The 23,102-nt window shown below is 60.6% G+C and carries 18 protein-coding genes and 1 other RNA gene; 4 read left to right on the top strand and 15 right to left on the bottom strand.

The window, feature by feature from the left end:
• Position 1: 1 nt before the first annotated feature.
• The 9 genes from mraY to rsmI all read right to left on the bottom strand — a co-directional run bounded on the left by mraY (position 2) and on the right by rsmI (position 9,051).
• Positions 2-1,084: a phospho-N-acetylmuramoyl-pentapeptide-transferase gene (mraY, locus tag LIY36_RS26415; protein ID WP_017738698.1), complete on the bottom strand. Its 1,083-nt coding sequence runs from the start codon at positions 1,082-1,084 to the stop codon at positions 2-4.
• Positions 1,084-2,454, bottom strand: coding sequence for a UDP-N-acetylmuramoyl-tripeptide--D-alanyl-D-alanine ligase (locus LIY36_RS26410; protein ID WP_226457718.1), 1,371 nt, complete (start codon positions 2,452-2,454; stop codon positions 1,084-1,086). Before LIY36_RS26410 ends, mraY begins: the two co-directional genes overlap by 1 nt.
• Positions 2,447-3,910, bottom strand: coding sequence for a UDP-N-acetylmuramoyl-L-alanyl-D-glutamate--2,6-diaminopimelate ligase (locus tag LIY36_RS26405; protein WP_192297624.1), 1,464 nt, complete (start codon positions 3,908-3,910; stop codon positions 2,447-2,449). Before LIY36_RS26405 ends, LIY36_RS26410 begins: the two co-directional genes overlap by 8 nt.
• Positions 3,910-5,652 carry a peptidoglycan D,D-transpeptidase FtsI family protein gene (locus tag LIY36_RS26400; RefSeq protein ID WP_192297833.1) on the bottom strand — a complete coding sequence of 581 codons (1,743 nt, stop codon included), beginning with the start codon at positions 5,650-5,652 and terminating at the stop codon, positions 3,910-3,912. Before LIY36_RS26400 ends, LIY36_RS26405 begins: the two co-directional genes overlap by 1 nt.
• Complete coding sequence (gene ftsL, locus LIY36_RS26395) at positions 5,652-5,945, bottom strand: cell division protein FtsL (RefSeq protein WP_105520838.1); 294 nt, start codon at positions 5,943-5,945, stop codon at positions 5,652-5,654. Before ftsL ends, LIY36_RS26400 begins: the two co-directional genes overlap by 1 nt.
• Positions 5,942-6,889 (bottom strand): 16S rRNA (cytosine(1402)-N(4))-methyltransferase RsmH, encoded by a 948-nt coding sequence (gene rsmH / locus LIY36_RS26390; protein ID WP_370694884.1) that lies wholly within the window; start codon positions 6,887-6,889, stop codon positions 5,942-5,944. The genes ftsL and rsmH overlap by 4 nt, the downstream gene beginning before the upstream one ends.
• On the bottom strand, positions 6,886-7,341 hold the full coding sequence (gene mraZ / locus LIY36_RS26385) for a division/cell wall cluster transcriptional repressor MraZ (RefSeq protein WP_003171868.1): 456 nt from the start codon (positions 7,339-7,341) through the stop codon (positions 6,886-6,888). The genes rsmH and mraZ overlap by 4 nt, the downstream gene beginning before the upstream one ends.
• A 354-nt stretch (positions 7,342-7,695) precedes the next feature.
• Positions 7,696-8,049, bottom strand: an RNA gene (rnpB, locus tag LIY36_RS26380) — RNase P RNA component class A.
• A gap of 96 nt (positions 8,050-8,145) precedes the next feature.
• Positions 8,146-9,051 (bottom strand): 16S rRNA (cytidine(1402)-2'-O)-methyltransferase, encoded by a 906-nt coding sequence (gene rsmI / locus LIY36_RS26375; protein WP_192297626.1) that lies wholly within the window; start codon positions 9,049-9,051, stop codon positions 8,146-8,148.
• A gap of 176 nt (positions 9,052-9,227) precedes the next feature.
• On the opposite strand from rsmI, the gene LIY36_RS26370 reads away from it, so the two are divergent.
• The 4 genes from LIY36_RS26370 (at position 9,228) to LIY36_RS26355 (ending at position 12,674) form a co-directional block, all read left to right on the top strand.
• Positions 9,228-11,039: a penicillin-binding protein activator gene (locus LIY36_RS26370; RefSeq protein ID WP_226457717.1), complete on the top strand. Its 1,812-nt coding sequence runs from the start codon at positions 9,228-9,230 to the stop codon at positions 11,037-11,039.
• On the top strand, positions 11,039-11,410 hold the full coding sequence (locus LIY36_RS26365; protein ID WP_226457716.1) for a YraN family protein: 372 nt from the start codon (positions 11,039-11,041) through the stop codon (positions 11,408-11,410). The genes LIY36_RS26370 and LIY36_RS26365 overlap by 1 nt, the downstream gene beginning before the upstream one ends.
• Before the next feature lie 92 nt (positions 11,411-11,502).
• A complete protein-coding gene (locus LIY36_RS26360) occupies positions 11,503-12,096 on the top strand; it encodes a phosphoheptose isomerase (protein WP_007904374.1) in 594 nt (197 codons plus the stop codon).
• Positions 12,093-12,674 (top strand): BON domain-containing protein, encoded by a 582-nt coding sequence (locus LIY36_RS26355; RefSeq protein WP_226457715.1) that lies wholly within the window; start codon positions 12,093-12,095, stop codon positions 12,672-12,674. The genes LIY36_RS26360 and LIY36_RS26355 overlap by 4 nt, the downstream gene beginning before the upstream one ends.
• 70 nt (positions 12,675-12,744) lie before the next feature.
• Here LIY36_RS26355 and LIY36_RS26350 read toward each other — a convergent pair whose 3' ends face one another.
• The 6 genes from LIY36_RS26350 to LIY36_RS26325 form a co-directional block, all read right to left on the bottom strand.
• A complete protein-coding gene (locus tag LIY36_RS26350) occupies positions 12,745-13,518 on the bottom strand; it encodes an OmpA family protein (RefSeq protein WP_226457714.1) in 774 nt (257 codons plus the stop codon).
• Between the two features lie 221 nt (positions 13,519-13,739).
• Complete coding sequence (locus LIY36_RS26345) at positions 13,740-14,384, bottom strand: MBL fold metallo-hydrolase (RefSeq protein WP_226457713.1); 645 nt, start codon at positions 14,382-14,384, stop codon at positions 13,740-13,742.
• Between the two features lie 88 nt (positions 14,385-14,472).
• Positions 14,473-17,202 (bottom strand): LuxR C-terminal-related transcriptional regulator, encoded by a 2,730-nt coding sequence (locus tag LIY36_RS26340; RefSeq protein ID WP_226457712.1) that lies wholly within the window; start codon positions 17,200-17,202, stop codon positions 14,473-14,475.
• Between the two features lie 224 nt (positions 17,203-17,426).
• The gene (locus tag LIY36_RS26335; RefSeq protein ID WP_226457711.1) at positions 17,427-18,791 is read right to left on the bottom strand and encodes a DUF1329 domain-containing protein; all 1,365 of its coding nucleotides are present in this window, start codon (positions 18,789-18,791) and stop codon (positions 17,427-17,429) included.
• 28 nt (positions 18,792-18,819) lie between these two features.
• Positions 18,820-20,760 carry a DUF1302 domain-containing protein gene (locus LIY36_RS26330; RefSeq protein ID WP_226457710.1) on the bottom strand — a complete coding sequence of 647 codons (1,941 nt, stop codon included), beginning with the start codon at positions 20,758-20,760 and terminating at the stop codon, positions 18,820-18,822.
• 331 nt (positions 20,761-21,091) lie between these two features.
• Complete coding sequence (locus LIY36_RS26325; protein WP_192297642.1) at positions 21,092-22,774, bottom strand: fatty acid--CoA ligase; 1,683 nt, start codon at positions 22,772-22,774, stop codon at positions 21,092-21,094.
• Between the last annotated feature and the right edge of the window lie 328 nt (positions 22,775-23,102).

The following is a 23,102-nucleotide window of genomic DNA, read 5'->3' as shown; positions in this document are numbered from 1 at the left end:
TCTACCTCAGTTTCAGGGTGGCAAGGCCGACCAACACGAGAATCACGGTGATGATCCAGAAACGGACGATCACGCGCGGCTCGGGCCAGCCCTTGAGTTCAAAGTGGTGGTGGATCGGCGCCATGCGGAACACGCGACGCCCGGTCAATTTGAAGGACGCCACCTGGATGACCACCGACAGGGTTTCCATCACGAACACACCGCCCATGATGAACAGGACGATTTCCTGGCGCACGATCACCGCGATGGTGCCCAGGGCCGCGCCCAACGCCAGTGCGCCGACGTCGCCCATGAAGACCTGTGCGGGGTAGGTGTTGAACCACAGGAAGCCCAGGCCGGCACCGATCAGCGCGCCGCAGAACACGATCAGCTCGCCCGCGCCCGGTACATACGGGATCAACAGGTATTCAGCGAATTTCACGTTACCCGACAGGTAGCAGAAGATGCCAAGCGCGCCGCCCACCATCACCGTCGGCATGATCGCCAGGCCGTCGAGGCCATCGGTGAGGTTCACCGCGTTGCTGGAGCCGACGATCACGAAATAGGTCAGCACCACGAAGCCAACGCCCAGTGGAATGCTGGCGTCCTTGAGCATCGGGATGATCAGGGTGGTTTCCACCGCACTTGGCGCGGTCATGAACAGGAAGATCGCTGCGCCCAGGCCGAACACCGACTGCCAGAAATACTTCCAGCGGCTTGGCAGCCCCTTGGAGTTTTTCTCGATCACTTTGCGGTAGTCATCGACCCAGCCAATGGCGCCGAACAACAGGGTCACCAGCAACACCGTCCACACGTAGCGGTTGTGCAGGTCAGCCCAGAGCAAGGTGCTGATGCCGATGGACGACAGGATCAGCGCACCGCCCATGGTCGGGGTGCCGGACTTGGACAGGTGCGACTGCGGGCCGTCATTACGAACCGATTGACCAATTTGCAGGTTCTGCAGGGTGCGGATCATCCACGGTCCCAGGAACAGCGACAGAGACAGCGCAGTCAGCACACCTAGAATCCCGCGCAGGGTCAGGTACTGGAAGACCGCGAAGCCTTTGTGGAACTGTTGCAGATACTCAGCCAGCAGCAGCAGCATTAATGTTTCTCCGTACTTGAGCCACACAAGGCCGCGACGACGTTTTCCATCACCGCGCTGCGCGATCCCTTGATCAAAATAGTGGTTTGTTTGTCTTGTTCAGCCGTAGCCAGCGCCTGGATCAGCTCGGCCTGGGTCGCGAAGTGCCGCGCACCGGGGCCAAAGGCGGCCACGGCGTGGGCCATGTTCGTCCCCACGGCGTACAGCGCATCGACTTTGCCAGCGGCATAGGCACCGACTTCGCGGTGGCCTTGTTCAGCCCAATCGCCCAGCTCGCCAATGTCGCCGAGCACCAGGACCTTGCGCCCGGCAAAGCCCTTCAGCAGGTCGACAGCGGCGTTGATGGAGGACGGGTTGGCGTTGTAGGTGTCATCGATCACGCGCATGCCGTTGGTGGCCAACTGCGCCACGGTGCGGCCCTTGACCGGCTGCACCGCGCCCAGGCCGGTGACGATCCCGAACAGCGACACACCCAGGGCGTGGGCGGCAGCAGCGGCGGCCAAGGCGTTGGCGACGTTGTGGTTGCCCAGCAGATTCAACTGCACCTGCTCGCTGCCTTGTGGCGTGTGCAAGGTGAAGGACGGGCAGCCACGGGCGTCGACGCTGATGTTGGAAGCATGGAAGTCAGCCGCTGCGTTGAGCACGGCAAACGTCAGGACCTTGCGACCGGCGGCGCGTACACGCCAGGTCTCGAAGGCCTTGTCGTCCAGATTCAATACCGCAGTGCCCGCGGCATCGAGGCCTTCAAGGATTTCGCCCTTGGCTTCGACGATTTTTTCCGGGCCGCCGAACTCACCGACGTGAGCGGTGCCGGCGTTGTTGATGATCGCCACGTGGGGCTTGGTCAGCGCCACGGTGTAGGCGATTTCACCGATGCGCGACGCGCCCAGCTCAATCACCGCCGCCGTGTGTTCCGGGGCCAGTTCGAGCAGGGTCAGCGGAGCGCCGAAATCATTGTTCAGGTTGCCACGGGTGGCGAGCACCGGCCCGCGTGTGCGCAGGACGCCGGCGAGCAGTTCCTTGACCGTGGTCTTGCCGCTGGAGCCGGTGATGGCCGCAACGGGTTTGTTGAAGGCGGCACGGTTCAGCGCGCCCAACTGGCCGAGGGCCAGACGGGTATCGGCGACCAGCAATTGCGGCAAGGTGGAATCCGCCACTTCGCGCTGCACCAAGGCCCCCACCGCGCCTTTGGCGGCGACGTCATTCAGGTAGTCGTGACCATCGAAACGCGGGCCGGCCAAGGCGACAAACAGCTGTCCCGGCTTGATGTTACGACTGTCGATGCTGACACCGTTGAAGCTGCAATCGCCCGACAGCATACGGGCCGACAGGGCCTGGGTCAGTTCGCTGAATTTCATCGCTTCAAGCATGGGCAACCTCCCAGGCGGTCAAGGCGTGATCGGCCTCGACCAGATCGGAGAAGGCATGGCGTTCGCCGTTGATTTCCTGGTAGTCCTCGTGACCTTTACCGGCCAGCACCACCACGTCGTCAGCGCTGGCGCCGGCGATCAATTGGGCGATGGCGGCGCCGCGGCCGGCAACGAAGGTGACCTTGGACGCGTCTTTGAAACCGACGCGGATGTCATCGAAAATCTGGCTCGGATCTTCGCTGCGTGGGTTGTCGTCAGTGACAAGCACGCCATCGGCCAGACGTTCGACGATCTCGGCCATCAATGGACGTTTGCCGCGATCACGATCGCCACCGCAGCCGAACAGGCACAGCAACTTGCCCTTGGCGTGAGGACGCAGGGCTACCAGGACTTTTTCCAGGGCATCCGGAGTGTGGGCGTAATCAACCACCACCAGCGGCTGCGAACCGCCACCCAAACGCTGCATGCGACCGGCCGGGCCTTCCAGCTTGGGCAGCACCCGTAGGATTTCATCCAGGGCGTAGTCCAGGCCGAGCAAAGCACCGACGGCGGCGAGGACGTTGCTCAGGTTGAAACGACCGAGCAAGGTGCTGCGCAAATGATGCTCGCCCTGGGGCGTGACCAAAGTGGCGCGCACGCCTTCGTCATTGAATTGGGCTTCACGGCAATACAGGTACGCGCTGGAATCTTCCAGGCTGTAGCTGATCAGCCGAGACTCGCGGTCCTCTGCTGCCAGTTGGCGACCGAACGCGTCGTCCAGGTTCACCACCCGGCACTTCAATTCATTCCAGGCAAACAGCTTGGCCTTGGCGGCGGCGTATGCCTCCATGGTGCCGTGGTAATCGAGGTGATCACGGGACAGGTTGGTCATCACCGCCACGTCAAATGCCAGCGCGGTCACGCGGCCCTGGTCCAGGCCGTGGGACGAGACCTCCATGGCAACGGCCTTGGCGCCGGCCTTTTTCAAGTCGGCCAGGGTCGCTTGTACGGCAATCGGGTTCGGCGTGGTATGCAGGCCGCTTTGCAGCGCACCATAAAAACCGGTGCCGAGGGTGCCGACGATGCCACAGTGCTGGCCGAGCAGGTCAAGCGCCTGGGCCACAAGCTGGGTCACGCTGGTCTTGCCGTTGGTGCCGGTGACGCCCACCAGGTTGAGGTGACGGCTCGGCTCGCCATAGAAGCGCCCGGCGATGTCCGACAGCTGCTTGGCCAGGCCCTTGACCGGAATCAACGGCACGTCGGTGATCGGCAGCACAGTGGCGCCTTCCACTTCATACGCCACGGCCGCCGCACCGCGCTGCAAGGCATCGGCGATGTGCTCGCGACCATCGAACTTGCCGCCCGGCACCGCCAGGAACAGGTCCCCGGCGCGCACATTGCGGCTGTCCAGGCTCAACTCGCGGATCAGCAGATCACGACCGGCGTGGGCAAAAATCTTGTTCAGGCTAAGAGACATCAGCCGCGCCCTCCATTGGCTTTTACAGCAGCGGCCGGTGGTCCGGCGTTCGCTTGTTGGGTCGGCGGCAGGTTGTCCGGGGTGATGTTCATCAGGCGCAGGGTGCCGGACATCACTTTGCTGAACACCGGCGCCGATACCAGGCCACCGAAGTAGCCGGCTTTACTCGGTTCGTCGATCACTACGACGATGGCGTAGCGTGGATCGCTCATCGGGCCGAAGCCGGCGAACAGCGAACGGTAGGAGTTCTCGGCGTAGCCCTTGGTGCCCACCGAGGTTTTACGCGCAGTACCGGACTTGCCGCCCACGTGGTACGCCGGCACCTGGGCACGGAATACGCCGCGCGGTGCTTCGATCACTTGTTGCAGCATGCCCTGCATGGTCTTGGCGACGTTTTCCGGGATAACCTGGGTGGCTTTCGGCGCTTCGTCGACGTGGATCAGGCTCAGTGGAACCATGCGACCATTGTTGGCCAATACCGAGAAGGCGTGGGCCAGCTGGATCGCGGTCACCGACAGGCCGTAGCCGTAGGAGAGCGTTGCTGTCTCGGCTTTCTTCCAGTCGCGATAGTTCGGCAGGTTGCCTACGCGCTCGCCCGGGAAGTCGAGGCCGGTGGGTTGACCCAGGCCGATCTTCTGCGCCAGGTGGTAGATGGTTTCGCCGCCAATATCGAAGGCGACCTTACTCATGCCCACGTTACTGGAGTTGATCAGGATACCTGTCAGATCCAGCACCGGGCCTTCGGTACGGGACACGTCACGGATAGTGTATTTGCCCAACTGCAAGGTGCCCGGATAGACCTCGACCTTGTCGCTGGGCTTCCAGCGTCCGGTTTCGAGGGCGGCACTCATGGAGATGGCTTTCATGGTCGAACCCGGCTCGAACACGTCGATCATGGCGCGGTTGCGCATCATCGCCGGTTGCAGGTTGCGACGGTTGTTCGGGTTGTAGGTCGGCTGGTTGACCATGGCGAGGATCTCGCCGGTCTTCACGTCCATGATCACCAGGCTGCCGGCCTTGGCGCCGTTCTCGATGATCGCGTTACGCAGCTCGCGGTTGGCCAGATACTGCAGACGCAGGTCAATCGACAACGCCAAGGGCTTACCGGCCTTGGCGTTTTTGGTGACCTGGACATCCTTGATCAGTCTGCCGCGCCGATCCTTGATGACTTGTCGTTTGCCGGGAACCCCGGCCAGCCATTCATCGTAGGCCAACTCCACGCCTTCGCGGCCGTGGTCATCGATGTCGGTAAAGCCAACCATGTGGGCGGTGGTTTCACCGGCCGGGTAAAAACGCCGGAACTCCTCGATGCCGTAGACACCGGGAACCTTGAGGTCGAGCACTTGCTGGCCTTGCTCGGGGGTCAGGCCGCGAACAAGGTAGATGAACTCTTTGTTGGCCTGGGCTTCGAGGCGCTCGGAGAGGGCCTTCGGGTCCTGGCCCAAGGCGGCGGCAAGCTGCGGCCACTTTTCCTTGGCGGTTTGCAGTTCCTTGGCGTTGGCCCACAGGGTGGTCACCGGCGTACTGACGGCCAGGGGCTCGCCATTACGGTCAGTGATCAGGCCGCGGTGCGCAGGGATCGGGATATGCCGCAGGCTGCGGGCATCGCCCTGGCCGATCAGGAAGTCACGATCGATCACTTGCAGGTCGATGATCCGCCAGGCGATCGCGCCCACCATCAATGCCAGCAAGCCGAGCATCAGGCGGAAGCGCCAGGGGTAGAGTGCGCCTTCGAGCTTCATCATGGCGCCACCATGCGGACTTCGGCCGCGCCGGGGATGTGCATTTTCAGCTGTTCAGTGGCCAGCACTTCGATACGGCTGTGGGCCGTCCAGGTGCTTTGCTCCAGGATCAGTCGCCCCCACTCGGCCTGCGCCTTGTCACGCACACTCAACTCCCCGTACAGGGTGTTGAGCAATTGACGGTTGAAGTGGGCACTGTAGGACACCGCAATCGCGGACACCAGCACGCCGACGTACAACAGCATCATGAAGAAGCTGCCGCCCGGGAGGGGCTTGGCGAAAAGCTTGCTCAACGCAGCTTCTCCGCGACACGCATGACGGCGCTGCGCGAACGTGGGTTGGCCTTCAGTTCGGCTTCGGAAGCGAATTGCGCTTTGCCATGGATCTTGATTTTCGGCACGAAGGCTTCGAAACGTACCGGCAGGTTGCGCGGCAGGTTGTCGGACTCACCCTTGACCAGACGGCGCATGAACAATTTGACGATGCGGTCTTCCAGGGAGTGGAAGCTGATCACCACCAGGCGACCGCCCACTTCCAAGGCATCCAGCGCGGCTTCGAGGCCCGCTTCCAGATCGCCCAATTCGTTGTTGACGTGAATGCGCAGGCCCTGGAACGCACGGGTGGCCGGGTTCTTGCCCTTCTCCCACGCCGGGTTGGCGACTTTCAGCACTTCAGCCAGGTCGGCGGTGCGCTCGAACGGCTGGATTTCGCGGCGCTCGACCACGGCACGGGCCATGCGGCCGGCGAAGCGCTCTTCGCCGTATTCCTTGAATACACGGGTGATTTCTTCGTGGGAAGCGGTGGCGATGAACTCGGCCGCACTGATGCCCCGGGTAGGGTCCATGCGCATGTCGAGCGGGCCGTCGTTCATGAAGCTGAAGCCACGCTCGGGATCATCGAGCTGTGGCGAGGACACGCCCAGGTCGAGCAAAACCCCGGCCACTTTGCCCGCCATGCCGCGCTCGGCGACTTCGGCACCCAGCTCGGCAAAGCTGCGCTGCACAACGACAAAGCGGCCGTCTTCGGCCGCTAGCGCTTGCCCGGTGGCAATCGCTTGGGGGTCCTTGTCGAATCCGAGGAGCTTTCCGTCGGACCCAAGCTGGCTGAGTATCAAGCGGCTATGCCCGCCCCTGCCGAACGTGCCATCCAGATAGCAACCATCCGCGCGCACAGCGAGAGCCTCAACGGCTTCGTCAAGCAATACGGTGATGTGGTTAAAGCCGCTATCAATAGTCACAAGATCAAATCACGCAGTTCATCAGGCATCGCGCCCGGTTGTTGAATAGCAGCCAGGTCAGCTGCAGAAACAGCATCCCAGGCATCTTCGTCCCACAATTGGAACTTGTTCAGTTGGCCGACCAGCATTGCGCGCTTATCCAGCTTGGCGTACTCGCGCAAACGCGGCGGTACCAGGAAGCGACCACTGCCGTCGAGCTCGAGGTCGACGGCATTACCAATCAGCAAACGCTGCAGGCGACGGTTTTCTTCACGCAATGAAGGAAGGGCGCGCAATTTGGTTTCAATCAACTCCCACTCATCGAGGGGGTAAACACATAAACAAGGGTCAACGGCATCGATCGTGATGATCAACTGTCCAGAACTTCGCGAAATGAGCTCGTCACGATACCGGCTCGGCATGGCGAGACGGCCTTTTGCATCGAGACTGATAGCGTTAGCTCCGCGAAACACAGATGCGTTTCTCCAAATTTTAGCGTTTTACGTTCAAAAAACCCACTTTGTGCCACTTTCCGCCACTTGCGCACACTATAGGAATGCGCCCACCACACCGTCAAGGCGCGGATTCAAGGAAAAGCCTTACAGAACGGAGATTTAGGAGCGTAAAAGGAAGAGAAACGAGAGTTTGGCGAAGTTTTTGACCCAGCAAGCACAAACAGCTCAAAGAGCTATCGCTCAAAGTTAAAGTGATTTATTAAGAGTAAGATTTTTTTGGTATTACGAAGATGCATCTGCCAATGATTCGGCAGGGAGGGATTCTTGCGTTACTACCGGTTTTCTGCACGAGATTCGGACAGAAGGAAAAAGGTGGAGAGTCGATCTGTAAGCCGGGTTCTGTCTTGAACAGTCATTCGTCTACGATGGCCATCACTGGACATCTTTAGCAACCTACCCGGTCCCAGCGCGGGCCACGCCTTGGGACCCTATTTGGTCTTGCTCCAAGTGGGGTTTACCTAGCCACGAACTGTTGCCAGTCGTGCGGTGCGCTCTTACCGCACCTTTTCACCCTTACCGGCACCGAAGCGCTTAGGCGGTTATTTTCTGTGGCACTTTCCGTAGGCTCACGCCTCCCAGGCATTACCTGGCACTTCGCCCTATGGAGCCCGGACTTTCCTCCCCCCCCTAATTTTCATAGAGGGCAGCGACTGTCCAATCGACTCTCCGCCGCGCAGGTTAACGGCACGGCGGACTTAGGACAAGTAATAAAAGTTCAGAATTGCCATCACGTTCAGACGGAATACAGCTTTGGCCCCGGAACTATTCGGCTTTCTGTTTATCCAGCGCAACTTGATACAACACATTCTTGCGCACGCCGGTAATTTCCGCCGCCAACGCTGCCGCACGCTTGAGGGGCATTTCCTTGAGCAGCAGGTCGAGAATGCGCATGGCCTCGCTGTTTACCGCATCTTCACTCTCCGGCGCCGTCCAGCCCGCCACGAGCACCACACACTCGCCGCGCTGCTGGTTGCTGTCGCCTTCGACAAATGCGCGCAGCTCTTCCAGCGGCAGTCCCTTGAGGGTTTCGAAGGTCTTGGTCAGCTCGCGGGCCAGCAGTGCCAGGCGCTCGCCGCCGAACACCAATTCCATATCCTGCAAACATTCAAGAATGCGGTGAGGGGCCTCATAGAAGATCAGCGTACGCGGCTCTTCCTTCAACGCTTGCAGGCGCGCACGCCGCCCCACGGCCTTGGCCGGCAGGAAACCTTCAAAAATAAAGCGGTCCGACGGCAGGCCTGCAGCCGACAATGCTGCAATCAGTGCGCAAGCCCCCGGAACAGGCACTACATTGATACCAGCGGCCCTTGCCTGACGCACCAGATGGTAGCCAGGGTCGGAAATCAGCGGCGTGCCCGCGTCGGAGATCAGCGCCACGTCATCACCGGCCAGCAAGCGCACGATAAAGCGGCTGCCTTCTTCCCGCTCGTTGTGTTCGTGACAGGCCGCTAATGGCGTGCTGATACCAAAATGCTGCATCAAGCGCTGGGAGTGCCGCGTATCTTCCGCCGCGATCAATTTAACCTCGCGCAACACTTTCAGCGCCCGAGCGCTGATGTCGTCCAGGTTGCCAATGGGCGTCGCCACCACAAAAAGCGAGCCAGCAGTGGAATTCAAAGGACCTGGAGCAGTCAAAACGCACACCTCGATGGTTGGCAAAAGCCGCATTGTAACGCGTAGACGCCTTGAAAATATGCCATCACGGCCGATGCCTTTTCAGCCAATGATGGCCACCAGCAACATTTGCACGACCTAATTCGACGGTTTCACGCCAGTAACATCGCGCCTGGGCCAGTGCTTGGGTACAATTCCACGCTAATTTGATCGGTATCAGGAACACTTACATGATCGCTTGCCTGCGGCTGCTCTCCGCCCTCTGCCTCGCTGCCCTGTTGGCCGCTTGCGCCAGCTCGCCCTCGTCCAGCCTTGGCGACCTCCCACGGACCCCGGACGCCAGTATCGAGCAACTGCTCGAACAGGCCACCTCCGCCAAGACGCCAGAAAAGGCCGCTTTGCTGCGCCTGAGTGCGGCAGACATGGCTTACCACCAAAACAATCCAGGCCGCTCGTCGCAGATTCTTGCGCAGGTGCCCCTGGACGTCCTGAAACCAGCCGCGCAAGTATTTGCCAGCACCCTGGCTGCCGAACTGGCCATGGCGCGCAACCAGCCCAAGGCGGCGTTGACCGCCCTGAGCCACCCAAGCCTGCAAAACCTGAAGGACCTGCCGCCCGAACAACAGCTGCGCACCGGCAGCGTGCACGCCCGCGCCTATGAAGCCGATGGCCAGACGCTGGCCGCCGCCCGCGAACGCGTGGCCATGGCCCCACTGCTCAGCGGTGATGCAGCCAAAAACAACCACGAAGCCATCTGGACCTTGATTGCTGCAGTGCCTGCCGACCAACTGCAAGCCAGCGGCAACCCAACGCTCGACGGCTGGATCACCCTGGCCCAAGCGGTCAAAGGTGCCGGCACCCTGGAGCAACAACAAGCCGCCATCGACACCTGGCGCGCGCAGAACCCAAGCCACCCGGCAGCCGTACAACTGCCGTTGCCACTGACCAAGCTCAAGGAACTGGCCAGCCAGCCCCTGAACAAGATCGCCCTGTTGCTGCCGCAGGAAGGCCCGCTGGCCTCCGTCGGCAAAGCGCTGCGTGAAGGTTTCATGGCGGCGCACTACCAGGCTCAGCAGGCCGGGCAGAAGCCGCCGGTCATCGAGTTCTTTGACAGCTCGCGCCTGACCTCCATCGACGACTTCTACGCCAAGGCCCAGGCTGCCGGCGTGCAACTGGTGGTCGGCCCGCTGGAAAAACCGCTGGTCAAACAGCTGAGCGCACGCCCGCAACTGCCGATCACCACCCTGGCACTGAACTACAGCGAGGCCGACCAGAACCCGGCGCAACTGTTCCAGTTCGGCCTGGCCGCTGAAGATGAAGCCCGTGAAGTCTCGCGTCGTGCCCGCGCCGACGGTTTGCATCGTGCAGCCGCCATGGTGCCGCGTGGTGAATGGGGTGAACGTGTCTACAAGGCCTTCCGCCAGGATTGGGAAGCCAACGGCGGTACCGTTGTCGGCGTGGAATACGTCGACCAGCCGGTCGCCCTGGCCCAGCAAATCGCCGACCTGTTCCAACTGCGCAAAAGCGAAGGCCGCGCCAAGAGCCTGCAAAACACGGTCGGCACTGACGTAGCAGCGCAACCTTCGCGCCGTCAGGACATCGAGTTCATCTTCCTGGCCGTGACCCCGCAGTTGGCCCAGCAGATCAAGCCGACCCTGAACTTCCAGTACGCCGGTGATGTACCGGTGTATGCGACCTCCCACGTATTCAGTGCCAGCGGTGACAAGAACCAATACCTGGACATGACCAACGTGATGTTCTGCGAAACCCCTTGGTTGCTCAACAGCACCGACCCGCTGCGCAATCAGGTGGCTGCGCAGTGGCCGCAAGCCAATGGTAGCCTTGGCCGCCTGTACGCGATGGGCGTTGACGCCTACCGCCTGGCGCCACGCCTGGGCCAACTCAAGGCACTGCCGGACACTCGTATTGATGGTCTCTCTGGCAACCTGGGCATCAGTGCCAGCCAGCGTGTTGATCGCCAGATGCCATGGGCCAAGTTTGTTGGCGGCGACATCCAGCGCCTGCCCGACACCCCGCGCTGATGCCCGAGCGGTCCAGCGCACAAAGCGGCAAGGACGCCGAACTGCAAGCTCTGAAACACTTGCAACAGCAGGGTCTGCGCCTTCTGGCGCAGAACTGGTTGTGTAAACGCGGTGAGCTTGATCTGGTCATGCTTGACGGCGATACAGTAGTATTCGTCGAAGTCCGCTACAGAAAACACGCACAATGGGGTGGCGCGCTCGCCAGTATCGACGGGCGCAAGCGTCAGAAGCTGATACTCGCCGCGCAGTTTTTCCTGCAGAAAGAGCATCGCTGGGCCGACGCCCCCTGCCGTTTCGATGTGGTTGCCATTGAACGCACACCGTCTGGTCAGGCTGATCTGAACTGGCTCAAAGATGCCTTCGACAGCTGATTCGCCGGACATCTTCACCACACACTTTTGCTCTTTGCTTTGCGGGCTGCACATTCCTGTGCCAAACAGCCGCGCTACTTAAGGTCACACAGATGGACATGCAATCCCGAATTCGCCAGCTTTTCCAGGCCAGCATCGACACCAAGCAACAGGCGATGGACGTACTTGCACCGCACATCGAGCAAGCCAGTCAGGTCATGGTCAACGCGCTGCTCAACGAGGGCAAAATGCTTTCGTGCGGCAACGGCGGTTCGGCCGGCGATGCCCAGCATTTCTCGTCCGAACTGCTCAACCGCTTCGAACGCGAGCGTCCGAGCTTGCCGGCCATCGCCCTGACCACCGATTCGTCGACAATCACCTCGATTGCCAACGACTACAGCTACAACGAAATCTTCTCCAAGCAGATCCGCGCCCTGGGCCAACCTGGCGATGTGCTGCTGGCGATTTCCACCAGCGGCAACTCGGCAAACATTATTCAAGCGATCCAGGCCGCACATGATCGCGAAATGATTGTCGTAGCATTGACCGGGCGCGATGGCGGCGGCATGGCTTCGCTATTGTTGCCGGAGGACGTGGAGATCCGCGTTCCAGCCAATGTCACCGCACGTATCCAGGAAGTCCATCTGCTGGCGATCCACTGCCTATGCGATCTGATCGACAGCCAATTGTTTGGGAGTGAAGAATGACCGTTAACCGCCTCAGCCTATTGGCCATCACGCTGTGCATCGCTATCAGCGGCTGCAGCACGGCAATCACTGCAACACGTGACACCCCGATCCAGGATGACAAGGGCACCCGCACCTTCGGTAGCAAGATCGACGACTCGCTGATCGAAACCAAGGTTGAGGTCAACATCGCCAAGGCCGCTACCGACTTGGGCAACGGTGCGTCGCGCATCGTCGTCACCAGCTTCAACGGTGTGGTCCTGCTGGCCGGCCAGACTCCGCGTGCCGACCTCAAGGCCCAGGCTGAACAGGCCGCCTCAGCGGTGCAGCGTGTGAAGAAGGTGCACAACGAACTGCAGGTCATGGACCCGATCACCCTGCTGGCCATCAGCAATGACGCGCTGCTGACCACCAAGATCAAGGCACAGATGCTGACCGATAACGCGATTCCTGGCTCGCGTATCAAAGTCGTCACCGACAACGGCATCGTCTACCTGATGGGCCTGCTGACCCAGGCCGAAGCCACCCGTGCAGCCAACCTGGTGCAGGGTGTGTCCGGTGTGCAGAAGATCGTGAAAGTGTTCGAATACATCGACTGATCCAACCGTCAGCCACAAAAAAGGGCGCCGTGCATTGACTGCACGGCGCCCTTTTTTATGGTCCTGTGTGTTACTGGTACTGCGAGTACGGGTTGCCCTGGAACTGATTGTTCTGTTGTGGCGCTTGTTGCTGGGCGCCCGGCTGGCCATATTGCTGACCTGGGATCGGGCCAAGGTTGACCTCTACTCGACGGTTCTGGGCACGGCCGTTGACGTCGGCGTTGCTGGCAATCGGGTTATCCGGACCGGCGCCACGTACACTCAGGTTGGCCGAACTCACACCCTGGGAAGTCAGGTAGTTGGCCACGCTCTGTGCACGACGCTGGGACAGGTCCATATTCAACTGGCGGCTGCCGGTGCTGTCGGTGTAGCCGACGATCTGGATGGTGTTCTGATTGAACTGCTTGAGGGAGTTGGCCAGGTTGTTCAGCGGCTGGTAGAAGCTGCTGGAGATCGCGTCCGAGTTGGTGGCGAACGTAATGTTGCCCGGCATGATCAGCTTGATCTGGTCACCCTGGCGCTGCACTTCGACCCCGGTATTGGCCATGCTTGCACGCAGCTTCTTCTCTTGCTGGTCGGCGTAGTAGCCATAGCCCGCAGCACCGGCACCGGCAACCACCGCACCGATCAGCGCACCCTTGCCGCGGTTGTTGTGGTCGATGGCCGCACCGGCCAATGCACCGGCCAGGGCACCCAGGCCACCGTACTTGGCGGTCTTGCTCATACCGCCGGAATCATTGCTGGCCTGTCCTTGGCTGCTGCCGTCGTAAGGGTTAGGCGTAGCGCAGCCCGACAACAGGGCTACGACGGTGGCGACAACAAGCAGACGACGCGAAGTGAACATGAAGGAGGCTCCTACTTTTGCATTCTATGGTGCAAAGGACATTGGCAATGGACCTGTGCCGAGTTTGGAACGCGACAAACAGCAAAAATTCCGTGGCCGCGCGCCGACCAGTAACAAAAGATTCGGAACCAAGACTGCTATAGAAACCGTAGCAGACCTACGCTGAACGCGACCTGAGTTTTTGCTACAACGGTTATCGGTTTAGAACAGCCCCACTCCTCCTAAGCCCGTACAAACGGGTTCTCCCGCATCTCATCCCCCAGCCGGGTATCCGGCCCGTGCCCTGCCACCACCGTTGCGCCCTCATCCAGGGTATACAGGCGCTGCTTGATCGAGCGCACGATGGTCGCCTGGTCCCCGCCCCACAAGTCCGTACGTCCCACGCCACGCCGAAACAGCGTATCGCCGGCAATCAGCAACTTGGCATCGGCAAACCAAAAGCTCATCGAACCCGGCGTGTGCCCTGGCGTATGCAACGCCACACCGCAACCGCAGGCCAACTCTTCGTCATGTTCCAGCCAGCGATCCGGAGCCGGCACTGGAGTGTAGGGCACGCGAAACATCTGACACTGCATCTCAAGGTTGTCCCACAGGAACTGGTCTTCCTTGTGCAGGTGCAAGGTGGCACCGGTCTTCTCCTTCAATTGGCCGGACGCCAGGAAGTGATCAAGGTGAGCATGGGTGTGGATGATGCTCACCACCTTGAGACCCAGCGCATCCAGGCGCGCGAGGATCAACTCATGGTTGCCGCCCGGATCGACCACAATGGCTTTTTTGCTGATGGGATCGCCGATGATGGTGCAGTTGCATTGCAGGGGGCCGACGGGAAAGGTTTCGCGGATGAGTGTCGGCTTGACGGTGTCCATGGGCGGTCCTCTAGTGCAAACGAAATGTCGCTTTCGGGCGAATATCGCCAGAACAATTGCACTATTAAAACAGACTGGCGGTCACTCGCTAACCAATCAATCGCAACTCCTGCGCCCGCGCCACCGCCTGCGTGCGGCGCTCCACCCCCAGCTTGCTGTTGATATGACTCGCGTGGGTCTTGACCGTGTGCAACGAGATAAACAGCCGATTGCTGATCTCCTGGTTCGAGCAGCCTTCGGCGATCAGTTGCAGCACCGCCAGCTCCCGTGCACTGAGGGTTTCCTGCAGGGGTGCAGCCTCCACCACCACAATCGCCGGCAACAGCGCCAGCAGGCTCTGGTTCAGCAAGCCATGGGCGTCCTGGCCCAACTGTTCGCGCATCCAATCGGGGTGGTTTTCCAGTAAGCGCTGGAACGGCTGCAGCGCGCCACCTGCGCCCGCCTCCAGGGCCTGGGCCACAACCGCACGGGCCTTGGCTTCGTGACCACCGTCCAGCAGCAATTGCGCCAACTGGGTCAGGGCCATCAGCGCAATCATCTGGCGTCCGCTGTTCCGGGCTTGCTGCGCCAGTTCTTCGAGACGTTGCAGGGCGGCAGCGGGTTGATGACGCGTGGCCTCCAGCGCGGCCTGCTGCAGGCCGATATGTTGCGGCAGGTGTGGATGAAATTCCGGTGCGGCCGCGGCGTGCTCACCATTGTAGGTTTGCCCCAAGCGGTTCAACCACGCATCCGCCAGGTCGGTGCGGCCTTGGGCCAGCCAGAGTTCGCACTTGATCAGGGTGATCATCGCCAAGTAGTAAATCGGCGGCACGTCCCAGATATGCATCAAGCGCTCGGCCTCGGCCAGTTCGGCAAACGCCTTGGAGAAATCATTGCGCCTCCCCTCAAAGCTGGCGATCACGCAGTGCCCGATCAACACGCTTATATCGCGGCAGGCGCGAGCCTCCACCAGCCCTGCGCGCAAACGGGCAATCCCCGCATCGGGCTGGTAGCGCACCAACAACAGGTAGCCTTCATAGAGCGACAGCCGCGCACGCACTGCGTACAACCGCTCGGGCGCCAAGCCATGCAAGCGTTGCAGGCCCTGACGCACTTCATCCAACGAACGCAGAATCTCGCCCCGGGCCTGTAGGACGCGTGCGCGGTCATAGTGGGCCAAGGCTTCAAATAGCGGGTTGCCGACACGTTGCGCCAACTCCAGGGATTCACGGTTCAAGCCACGGGCACGCCACAAATCGGCGTCGACGATGGCCAGGTTGGAGAGTGTCGACAGGCACATCAAGCGCTGGCCGTAGCGTCGCTGCGGCAGACTTTCCAACGCTTCACTGCAATAGCGCTGGGTCAATTCACGATTGCCCCGCCCGCGCGCGATAACGCCACTGAGCGCCAACCACTGGGCCAGCATCGACTTTTGCGCGGTGGCGGAAGGCGCCGGCAGAAAGCGGCTGAGGTAGCCGGATAATTCCTCCGCGGCATCCAATTGGCAGGCCAGGCCCAGGGCCCAGCTATACAGCACGATCAGGCGTGGCGTGCTGATCAACAGGCTATCCGGCAAGTCCATCTTCCAGCGCAGCAACATGCCGACATTTTGCTCGGCCAGCAGTTGCTCCTCCGAAAGGTTCTGCACCAGATTGGCGGCCACATCCAGATGGCCGGCGCGCAACGCCTGCTCCACCGCTTCATCGATCAAACCCTGGGCATTGAACCAGCGGCACGCGCGCAGGTGCAGGCTGGCCGTCGGCAAGACGTTGCTGCTTTCGCGCCGGGACCGCAACAAATCGGAGAACAAATGGTGGTAGCGATACCAGTGGCCCTGATCATCCAGCGGCACCAGGAACACTTGATGGGCTTGCAGGTAACGCAGGTTCTCCGCGCTGTCGTGGGCTTCGCGTACGGCGTCGCACAGCTCGCTGCAAAAACGTTCCATGGGGGCGGTGTCAAACAAGAAGGCCTGCACATCGGCCGGTAGGCAGTCGATCACCTCCTCCAGCAAATAATCGCGGATCAGCCCTTCGCCGCCATGCAGGTTTTGCGGCAACGCGCCTTCATTGCCCGCTTCGGAAGCGGCCAGCAACCAGAAGCGCAGGCCGGCGACCCAACCCTCACTGCGGCGGATCAGGTTGTCGAGAGCTTCACCGCGCAATGAGCTGCTATGACGATCCAGTACGGCAAGGGACTCGGCATGGGTCAGGCGCAGGTCTTGCTCATGCAGTTCCAGCAGGTGCCGGGACAGGCGCAGACGTGCCAGATGCCAGTCCGGGCGCTGGCGACTGGTGACCAATACCACCAGGCAATCAGGCAAATGGTTGAGGAAAAACTGCAGACAACGGTCGAGCACCGGCCCCTGGGCCAAATGGTAGTCATCCAGTACCAGCAATAGCGGTGCGCGGGTGGATAGATGCACCGTCAGTTCGTCGAGCAAGCCGTCGAGCCATTCTTCAAACGCAAAGGGTTGGTGACGCTGGCGCATTTTCAGCAGCCCCAGGGATTGGGCGCCGAGTTGCGGGAAGTACTGCTGCAAACCGTCGAGCAGGCGCTCGAGGAAACGTCCGGGGTCGCTGTCCCGTGGGCTCAAGCCCAGCCACAGGCTTTGCCAGTGGGCCGGCAGGCTCTGGCAGAACTCCACCGCCAACGAACTCTTGCCAAACCCGGCGGGTGCGCTGACCAGCAACAGTCGCCCGTCCAGCCCGGCAGTCAGCCGTTCGCACAGCCGCGGTCGCAGCACGTAGCCGTCAGGCAGGGGTGGCCTGTAGAAGCGACCTTCCAGGGTCGGGATTACCGCACTGGCAGGCCCTTGGATTCGGGACAGATCAGTCATCGCCGGGCTCTTGTAGAAGGCTGTTGTCGGCATTGCAGATGTCCGCAGACTAGCGGTAAAAGCGGCGGGATTGTAGATCTTTGCAACATTTGCCTGAAAAAGAACTGAGACAAAAAATGTGAGAGGGGGCTTGCTCCCGATAGAGGCGGGTCAGTCAACCGATGAATTGACTGGCCTGCCGCCATCGGGGGCAAGCCCCCTCCCACATGGGCAATCGCTAGGGCTTAGCGAACACCGTCCTGACGCAACGCCGCCGGGGTGAAGTCGCTGGTAGTAGCGGTGAAGCCGAAGTTATACGCCTGCTTCTCTTCGTTCTTCATACCCAGCGCCAGGTAGCGACCCGACTGCAGGTCGTAGAGGGTTTCCACGGCATACCACGGCACTTGCTTGTCGTAGTAGTTCTCGGCGTGGGCCTCGGCGACGCGCCACAGTTGGCCGCGACCGTCGTAGTGGTCAATCACCGCCGCTTGCCAGGTATCTTCGTCAATGAAGAAGTCACGCTTGGCGTAGATGTGGCGCTGGCCTTCCTTCAAGGTCGCGACCACGTGCCAGACGCGGCGCAGCTCATAGCGGGCCAAGTCCTGGTTGATGTGGCCAGCCTTGATGATGTCGGCGTACTTGAGCTTCGGATCGTCGAGCTTGTAGCTGTTGGAGGCGATGTAGATTTCCTTCTTGCCCTCCAGCTTCCAGTCGTAGCGGTCCGGTGCACCGTTGTACATGTCGAGGTTGTCTGAGGTACGCAGGCCATCGGCAGCAGTACCCGGGCCGTCATAGGACACCTGCGGCGCCCGGCGCACACGGCGCTGGCCGGCGTTGTAGACCCACGCCGAACGCGGTTCCTTCACCTGGTCCAGGGTTTCATGCACCAGCAGCACACCACCGGCCAGACGTGCCGGGGCAGTCACTTCCTGCTTGAAGTAGAACAGCACGTTGCCCGGGTTTTTCGGGTCGAAGTCCTTCATCTTGTCGCGGAAAACGAACTGGTCCTTGAAGTACACCAGGCTGAACGAACCGTTGGTTTGCGGTGTGGCCTGGGTGACCAGACGCGTCACACTGCCGCCACGATAGCGGGTGATGTGGTTCCAGATCACTTCCACGCCGCTTTTCGGGATCGGGAACGGCACGGCGGTTTCGAAGTTCTCCAGGCCGTTGCCGCCAGACACCAGGTTGGTGGTGGTGGCGTTCTTCTTGATGGAGGCGAACACCTCAGCCGGCACCGTGGCACCGCGGTGGGTCGGGTAGACCGGCATCTTGAAGCTGTCCGGGTAACGCTTGAACATTGCGTATTGGCCCGGTGCCAGCTTGTCTTTGTACTGTTCGACGTTCTGCGCGGTGATGGTGAATTGCGGTTGCTCACTGGCGTAAGGGTTGGCCAGGAAACCACGGGCATCTACAGCGCCGGCGTTGGTCGGCAATGGCGACCACTTGGGAATGGTGCCCGCCGCGTTACCGGCCATTTCGGCGCCCATCGGGGTCAGGCTCGTGCCCAGCTTGGCGGCTTCATCCGCCGAGACTGCCGCCATGACGTTGCTCGCCAGGATCGACAGCCCAAGCACACCCACGTGCAACAGACTTTTAGTTATTTTCATGTTCTGGTTCTTCCTGAAATACGGTCGCTTAGAAGTTCATGCCGAAGCTGAGCGCAACAAAATCCCGGTCGTCCACCGTGGTGTACTTGCCATCAAAGAAGTTGGTGTACGACAGGCCTGCGGTGTAGGTGTTCTGGTATTCCGCGTCCAGGCCAAGGCTGACGGCCTTGCGGCCTTCTTCGAAGTTGCCACCTGGACCAGGGGAATAGCCGCTCACATCATGGGACCATGCGACGCTAGGCTTGAGGTTGATCCCTGCAAAGACGCTGTTGTAATCCCAGATGGCGCGGGCGCGATAACCCCAGGAGTTGGCGGTGGTGAAGCCGTCGTTTTCGCAGTAGCGCGACAGGTTGTTCTGCGCAGCGCCAGTCAGGGTGCCAGCGTTCAAGGTCTGGCACGTACCATTTGGCAGTGGGCCAGGGCCGTAGCTAGGATCGCGGCCGTAACGGGCCTTGGAGGTTTTTTCCAGGCCACCGACGTGAGTGAAGCCAACTTCACCGACAACCGTCAGTCGCTCAGCCCCCATCACCTGATCGAAAAAGTGAGTGAACGTGGTTTGCAGCTGGGTGATCTCCTTACGGCGATAGCCAGGTTGGTCCTGGTCCGCCTTGCCTTGCAGCACCGAGTAGTTGGCCGCTGCCGGGTTGACCGCGGCCAAAGGCGTCAGCCCGGAATACAGAATGTCCGTAGTGTTCAACTGCACCGGTGCATTCGGACGGTAGCTGATTTCACCACTCCACGCGGTGCCGGTAGGCAACGTCGTAGAGAAGCTGAGGCCGTACAGGCGGATGTCCTCAGGGTATTCAACGTAGTAACTCGAGTTGCCGGCAACCACGAACGGCAACAGCGATGGCGCGATCGCGCTGGCTTGTCCCAAGGTCAACCCTTGGCCCATCAATGACCCAACCAGGTTCGCAGGGCTGTACTTGCTCGCCGCCGCCCCTCGTCCGCTGAAGATCGGTGCGCGGCTGTGGTAGTTCATGAAGTAAGCGCCGAACTCGGTATCCAGCGGCTCGAACATGTAGTGGGCGGCGAAACCAAACTGGCCGCTGTCGCGCGCATCACGGTCAGGACCACGGCGAACAATGGCGCCCTCATCCGGCGAGCCGAAGTTCACACCCTGGGCCGCCAGCGCACCGAACGCCGCATTCCGGAGCGGCGCCGGCAAGGCGTTGGACAAGCCTTGACGGGTTCGCAGTACCGCAAGGTTATTGTCGCAACCGTCGGCGATCACATCAGGCTGCGAGAAGAATGTCCCACAGTTGTCGACAACGGTCTGGTCCCACTCCAACTGGTAGAAACCGTCTACCGACAGGTTGTCCGTTACGCTTTGCGACAGATAAAACATGTTGACCGGAATCAGGCCTTCCTTGATCTCGGCGCCCGGACGACGGAACGCAGACACGTCGATCGGGTTGATGGAGTTGATGCCACCCCCAATGAAGGTACTTTCACCCCAGCTGACCACCTGCTTGCCGAAACGCACCGAGCCCGGCAAATCGGCAATGTTGTAGTTGTGGTAGATGAAGGCGTCGAGGATCTGCGCGCCGGAGGATTTGGCGCCCTCTTTGCGATTGCTGTCGCTGATGTCCTTGAACGGACGACTTTCATCCTTGAGTTCAAAGTCGTACCAGTACTTGCCACGCACGAACACACCGGTATCGCCGTACTTCAGTTCCAGGTCATGGATGCCCTTGAAGATCTTCGAGAACGTCTCACCACGCTTGAAGTTCAGGTGCCCATCGTCAGAGGTCTGCGAGAGACCGTGCCCACCGTTGTTGGAACCGATCAAGTTCTTGTTGGCCTTTTCCGTCGACCAACTGGCCCCCACGGAAAGAGACGAGTCAAAACTCCCTTCGACTTCACCGATATTGAAACTGACGCCGAATGCGGGCCCGGCGAGCGTAGAGGCGAGACTGACGGCCAGGGGCAGTCTTGCCCGGCGCCAGAACTGGTTTACTGAGGTCATCGACGCTACTCCATGTGCATTATTGTTATGGCAGAGAGTTCATTCTGTGATGCGTGTAACGGCCGGAATACAACGATTCCAATGCCGCTCGGCAACTGAGCCCCCATGGCCCAAAGCGGAACATCCTTGAAAAACTCTGGAAGGGACTATAGCCAGCGGGGGGTAGTGCTTGATCCCTCTAAAGTGTGATTTGCATCACCGACCCGTCTGCCACGACCCTTTCGCCATGTCGGCGAAGGCCGACGCGGCAAGGATGGCTGAAAATCGGCAAATCACAAGTAGAGGCGCAAGATAGAGCATTGCCGTGCCCGGGCGGGCACGGCGAGGGGCGTCAGAGGGTGGACAGGAACGTGCTGTTGTTGGCCTGCCATTCAATGATGTCGATGCGGATACGTTTCTTGTCGAGTTTGCCGACGCTGGTCTTGGGAATTTCCGTAACAACGGCGATCTGACTCGGAATCGCCCACTTGCTCAGGTGGCCCAACTCCACGAACGGCTTGAGGTGCTCCTTGAGCTCACGGGCCCCTATCACATGGCCATCACGCACCACCAGCAAGGCAAACGGACGCTCACCCCACTGCGGATCGGCGATGCCCACCACCGCTACTTCGCGTACCGCCGGGTGACGGCTGACCAGATCTTCGAGGGCCAGGGAGGAGACCCATTCGCCGCCGGTCTTGATCACGTCCTTGATGCGATCACGAATATCGATCACCCCAAACGCATCCAGCGTGGCCACGTCACCGGTGTGCATCCAGCCGCCTTCCCACAGCTCGGCGCCCTTCTGCGGCTCGTTGTAATAGCCTTCGGTCAGCCATGGCGCACGCAGCACCAGCTCGCCTTGGGACTCGCCATCGGCAGGCAGGAAGTTGCCTTCGCTGTCGATGATCGCCGCGTCTACTAACGGCCCGGGCACGCCGGCCTTGATGCGGTAGGTGGTGCGTTCGTCCTCGCTGCCGGCCATCAGTTCTTCGTTGAGGTGGGCACACGATACCAACGGCCCGGTCTCGGACATGCCGTACGCAGCCGTCAGTTGAATCCCACGAGCCTTGGCAGCTTCGTACAGCGTACGGTTGAGCGCGCTACCACCGATGACGATTTTCCAGCCGCCAAAATCCACGCCCTGTGCAGCCTTGGCGTTGAGCAGCATTTGCAGGATGGTTGGCACGCAATGGGAAAAAGTGACTTTCTCCTTGCGCCACAACTCCACCAGAAACTCCGGATCGTAGCGGCCGGGATAGACCTGCTTGAGGCCCAGCATGGTCGCCACATACGGCAGGCCCCACGCATGAACGTGGAACATCGGCGTGATCGGCATGTACACATCGTTGGTGCCCAACAGGCGCACGCTGTCGACGCTGCCCATGATGGTCGCCACACCGATGGTGTGCAGCACCAGTTGGCGATGGGTGAAGTACACGCCCTTGGGGTTGCCGGTGGTGCCGGTGGTGTAGAAGGTGGTCGCGACGGAATTTTCGTCGAAATCCTGGAAGTCGTATTTCGGGCTGGCGGCGGCCAACAGGGTTTCGTACTCGCCCACGAGGTCTGGCAGCTCGGCGGTTTTCGATTCACCGTCGGTGAGCAGCAAGGTCTTGTCGACCGTCGTCAATTGCCCGGCGATGGCTTGGTAAAGCCCCACGAACTCACTGTTGACCAGCACAAAGCGGTCCTCGGCGTGATTCATGGTGTAGAGAATCTGTTCCGGCGACAGACGCACGTTGATGGTGTGGATCACCGCGCCAATCATCGGGATGGCAAACATGCACTCCAGGTAGCGATGGCTGTCCCAGTCCATCACCGCCACGGTGTCACCGGCCTTTACCCCGGCTTCGGTCAACACATTGGCCAGGCGCGCGACGCGCTCGATCAAGGTCGGATAGGTGTAGCGCAACTTGTCACGGTAGACGATTTCCCGGGTTTTCTCGTAACGGGTCCCGGACATCAACAGGCGCTTGATCAACAGCGGATATTGGTAGGCGCCTTCGGCGGGGGGGATAACACGGGTCTGCAACATAGGAATCCCTTTTATGACTGCACGGTCTTGGCTGGAAGTTCTGCACTGTAGAGCGCTTATGTTTCAGCCAAATCAGCCAAAGGAATGATTTGCAGGAGGGGATAGACGCTGGCTTTTAGCCACTGCTCTGCCATTTTCTGTTACTTCTCTTTGAATCAAAGGATCAGGAAGCCCCCCTCACCAGAAAGCGAACTTTCCGACACCCCTTACCGATAACAACTCTTTACGCTCCGGACTCTCAACGCACTCAGGAGTAAAGGGATGACTTCCAGCGTACTACCGAGCCCATTTTTCGATCACAGCCGGCACGTGCTGTGGGTTCGCAATT

This window comes from Pseudomonas sp. AF03-9, from assembly GCF_020515815.1.
Taxonomy (GTDB): domain Bacteria; phylum Pseudomonadota; class Gammaproteobacteria; order Pseudomonadales; family Pseudomonadaceae; genus Aquipseudomonas.
The sequence above is the reverse complement of the archived record's forward strand: the minus strand, read 5'-3'. Positions and strand labels throughout refer to the sequence as shown.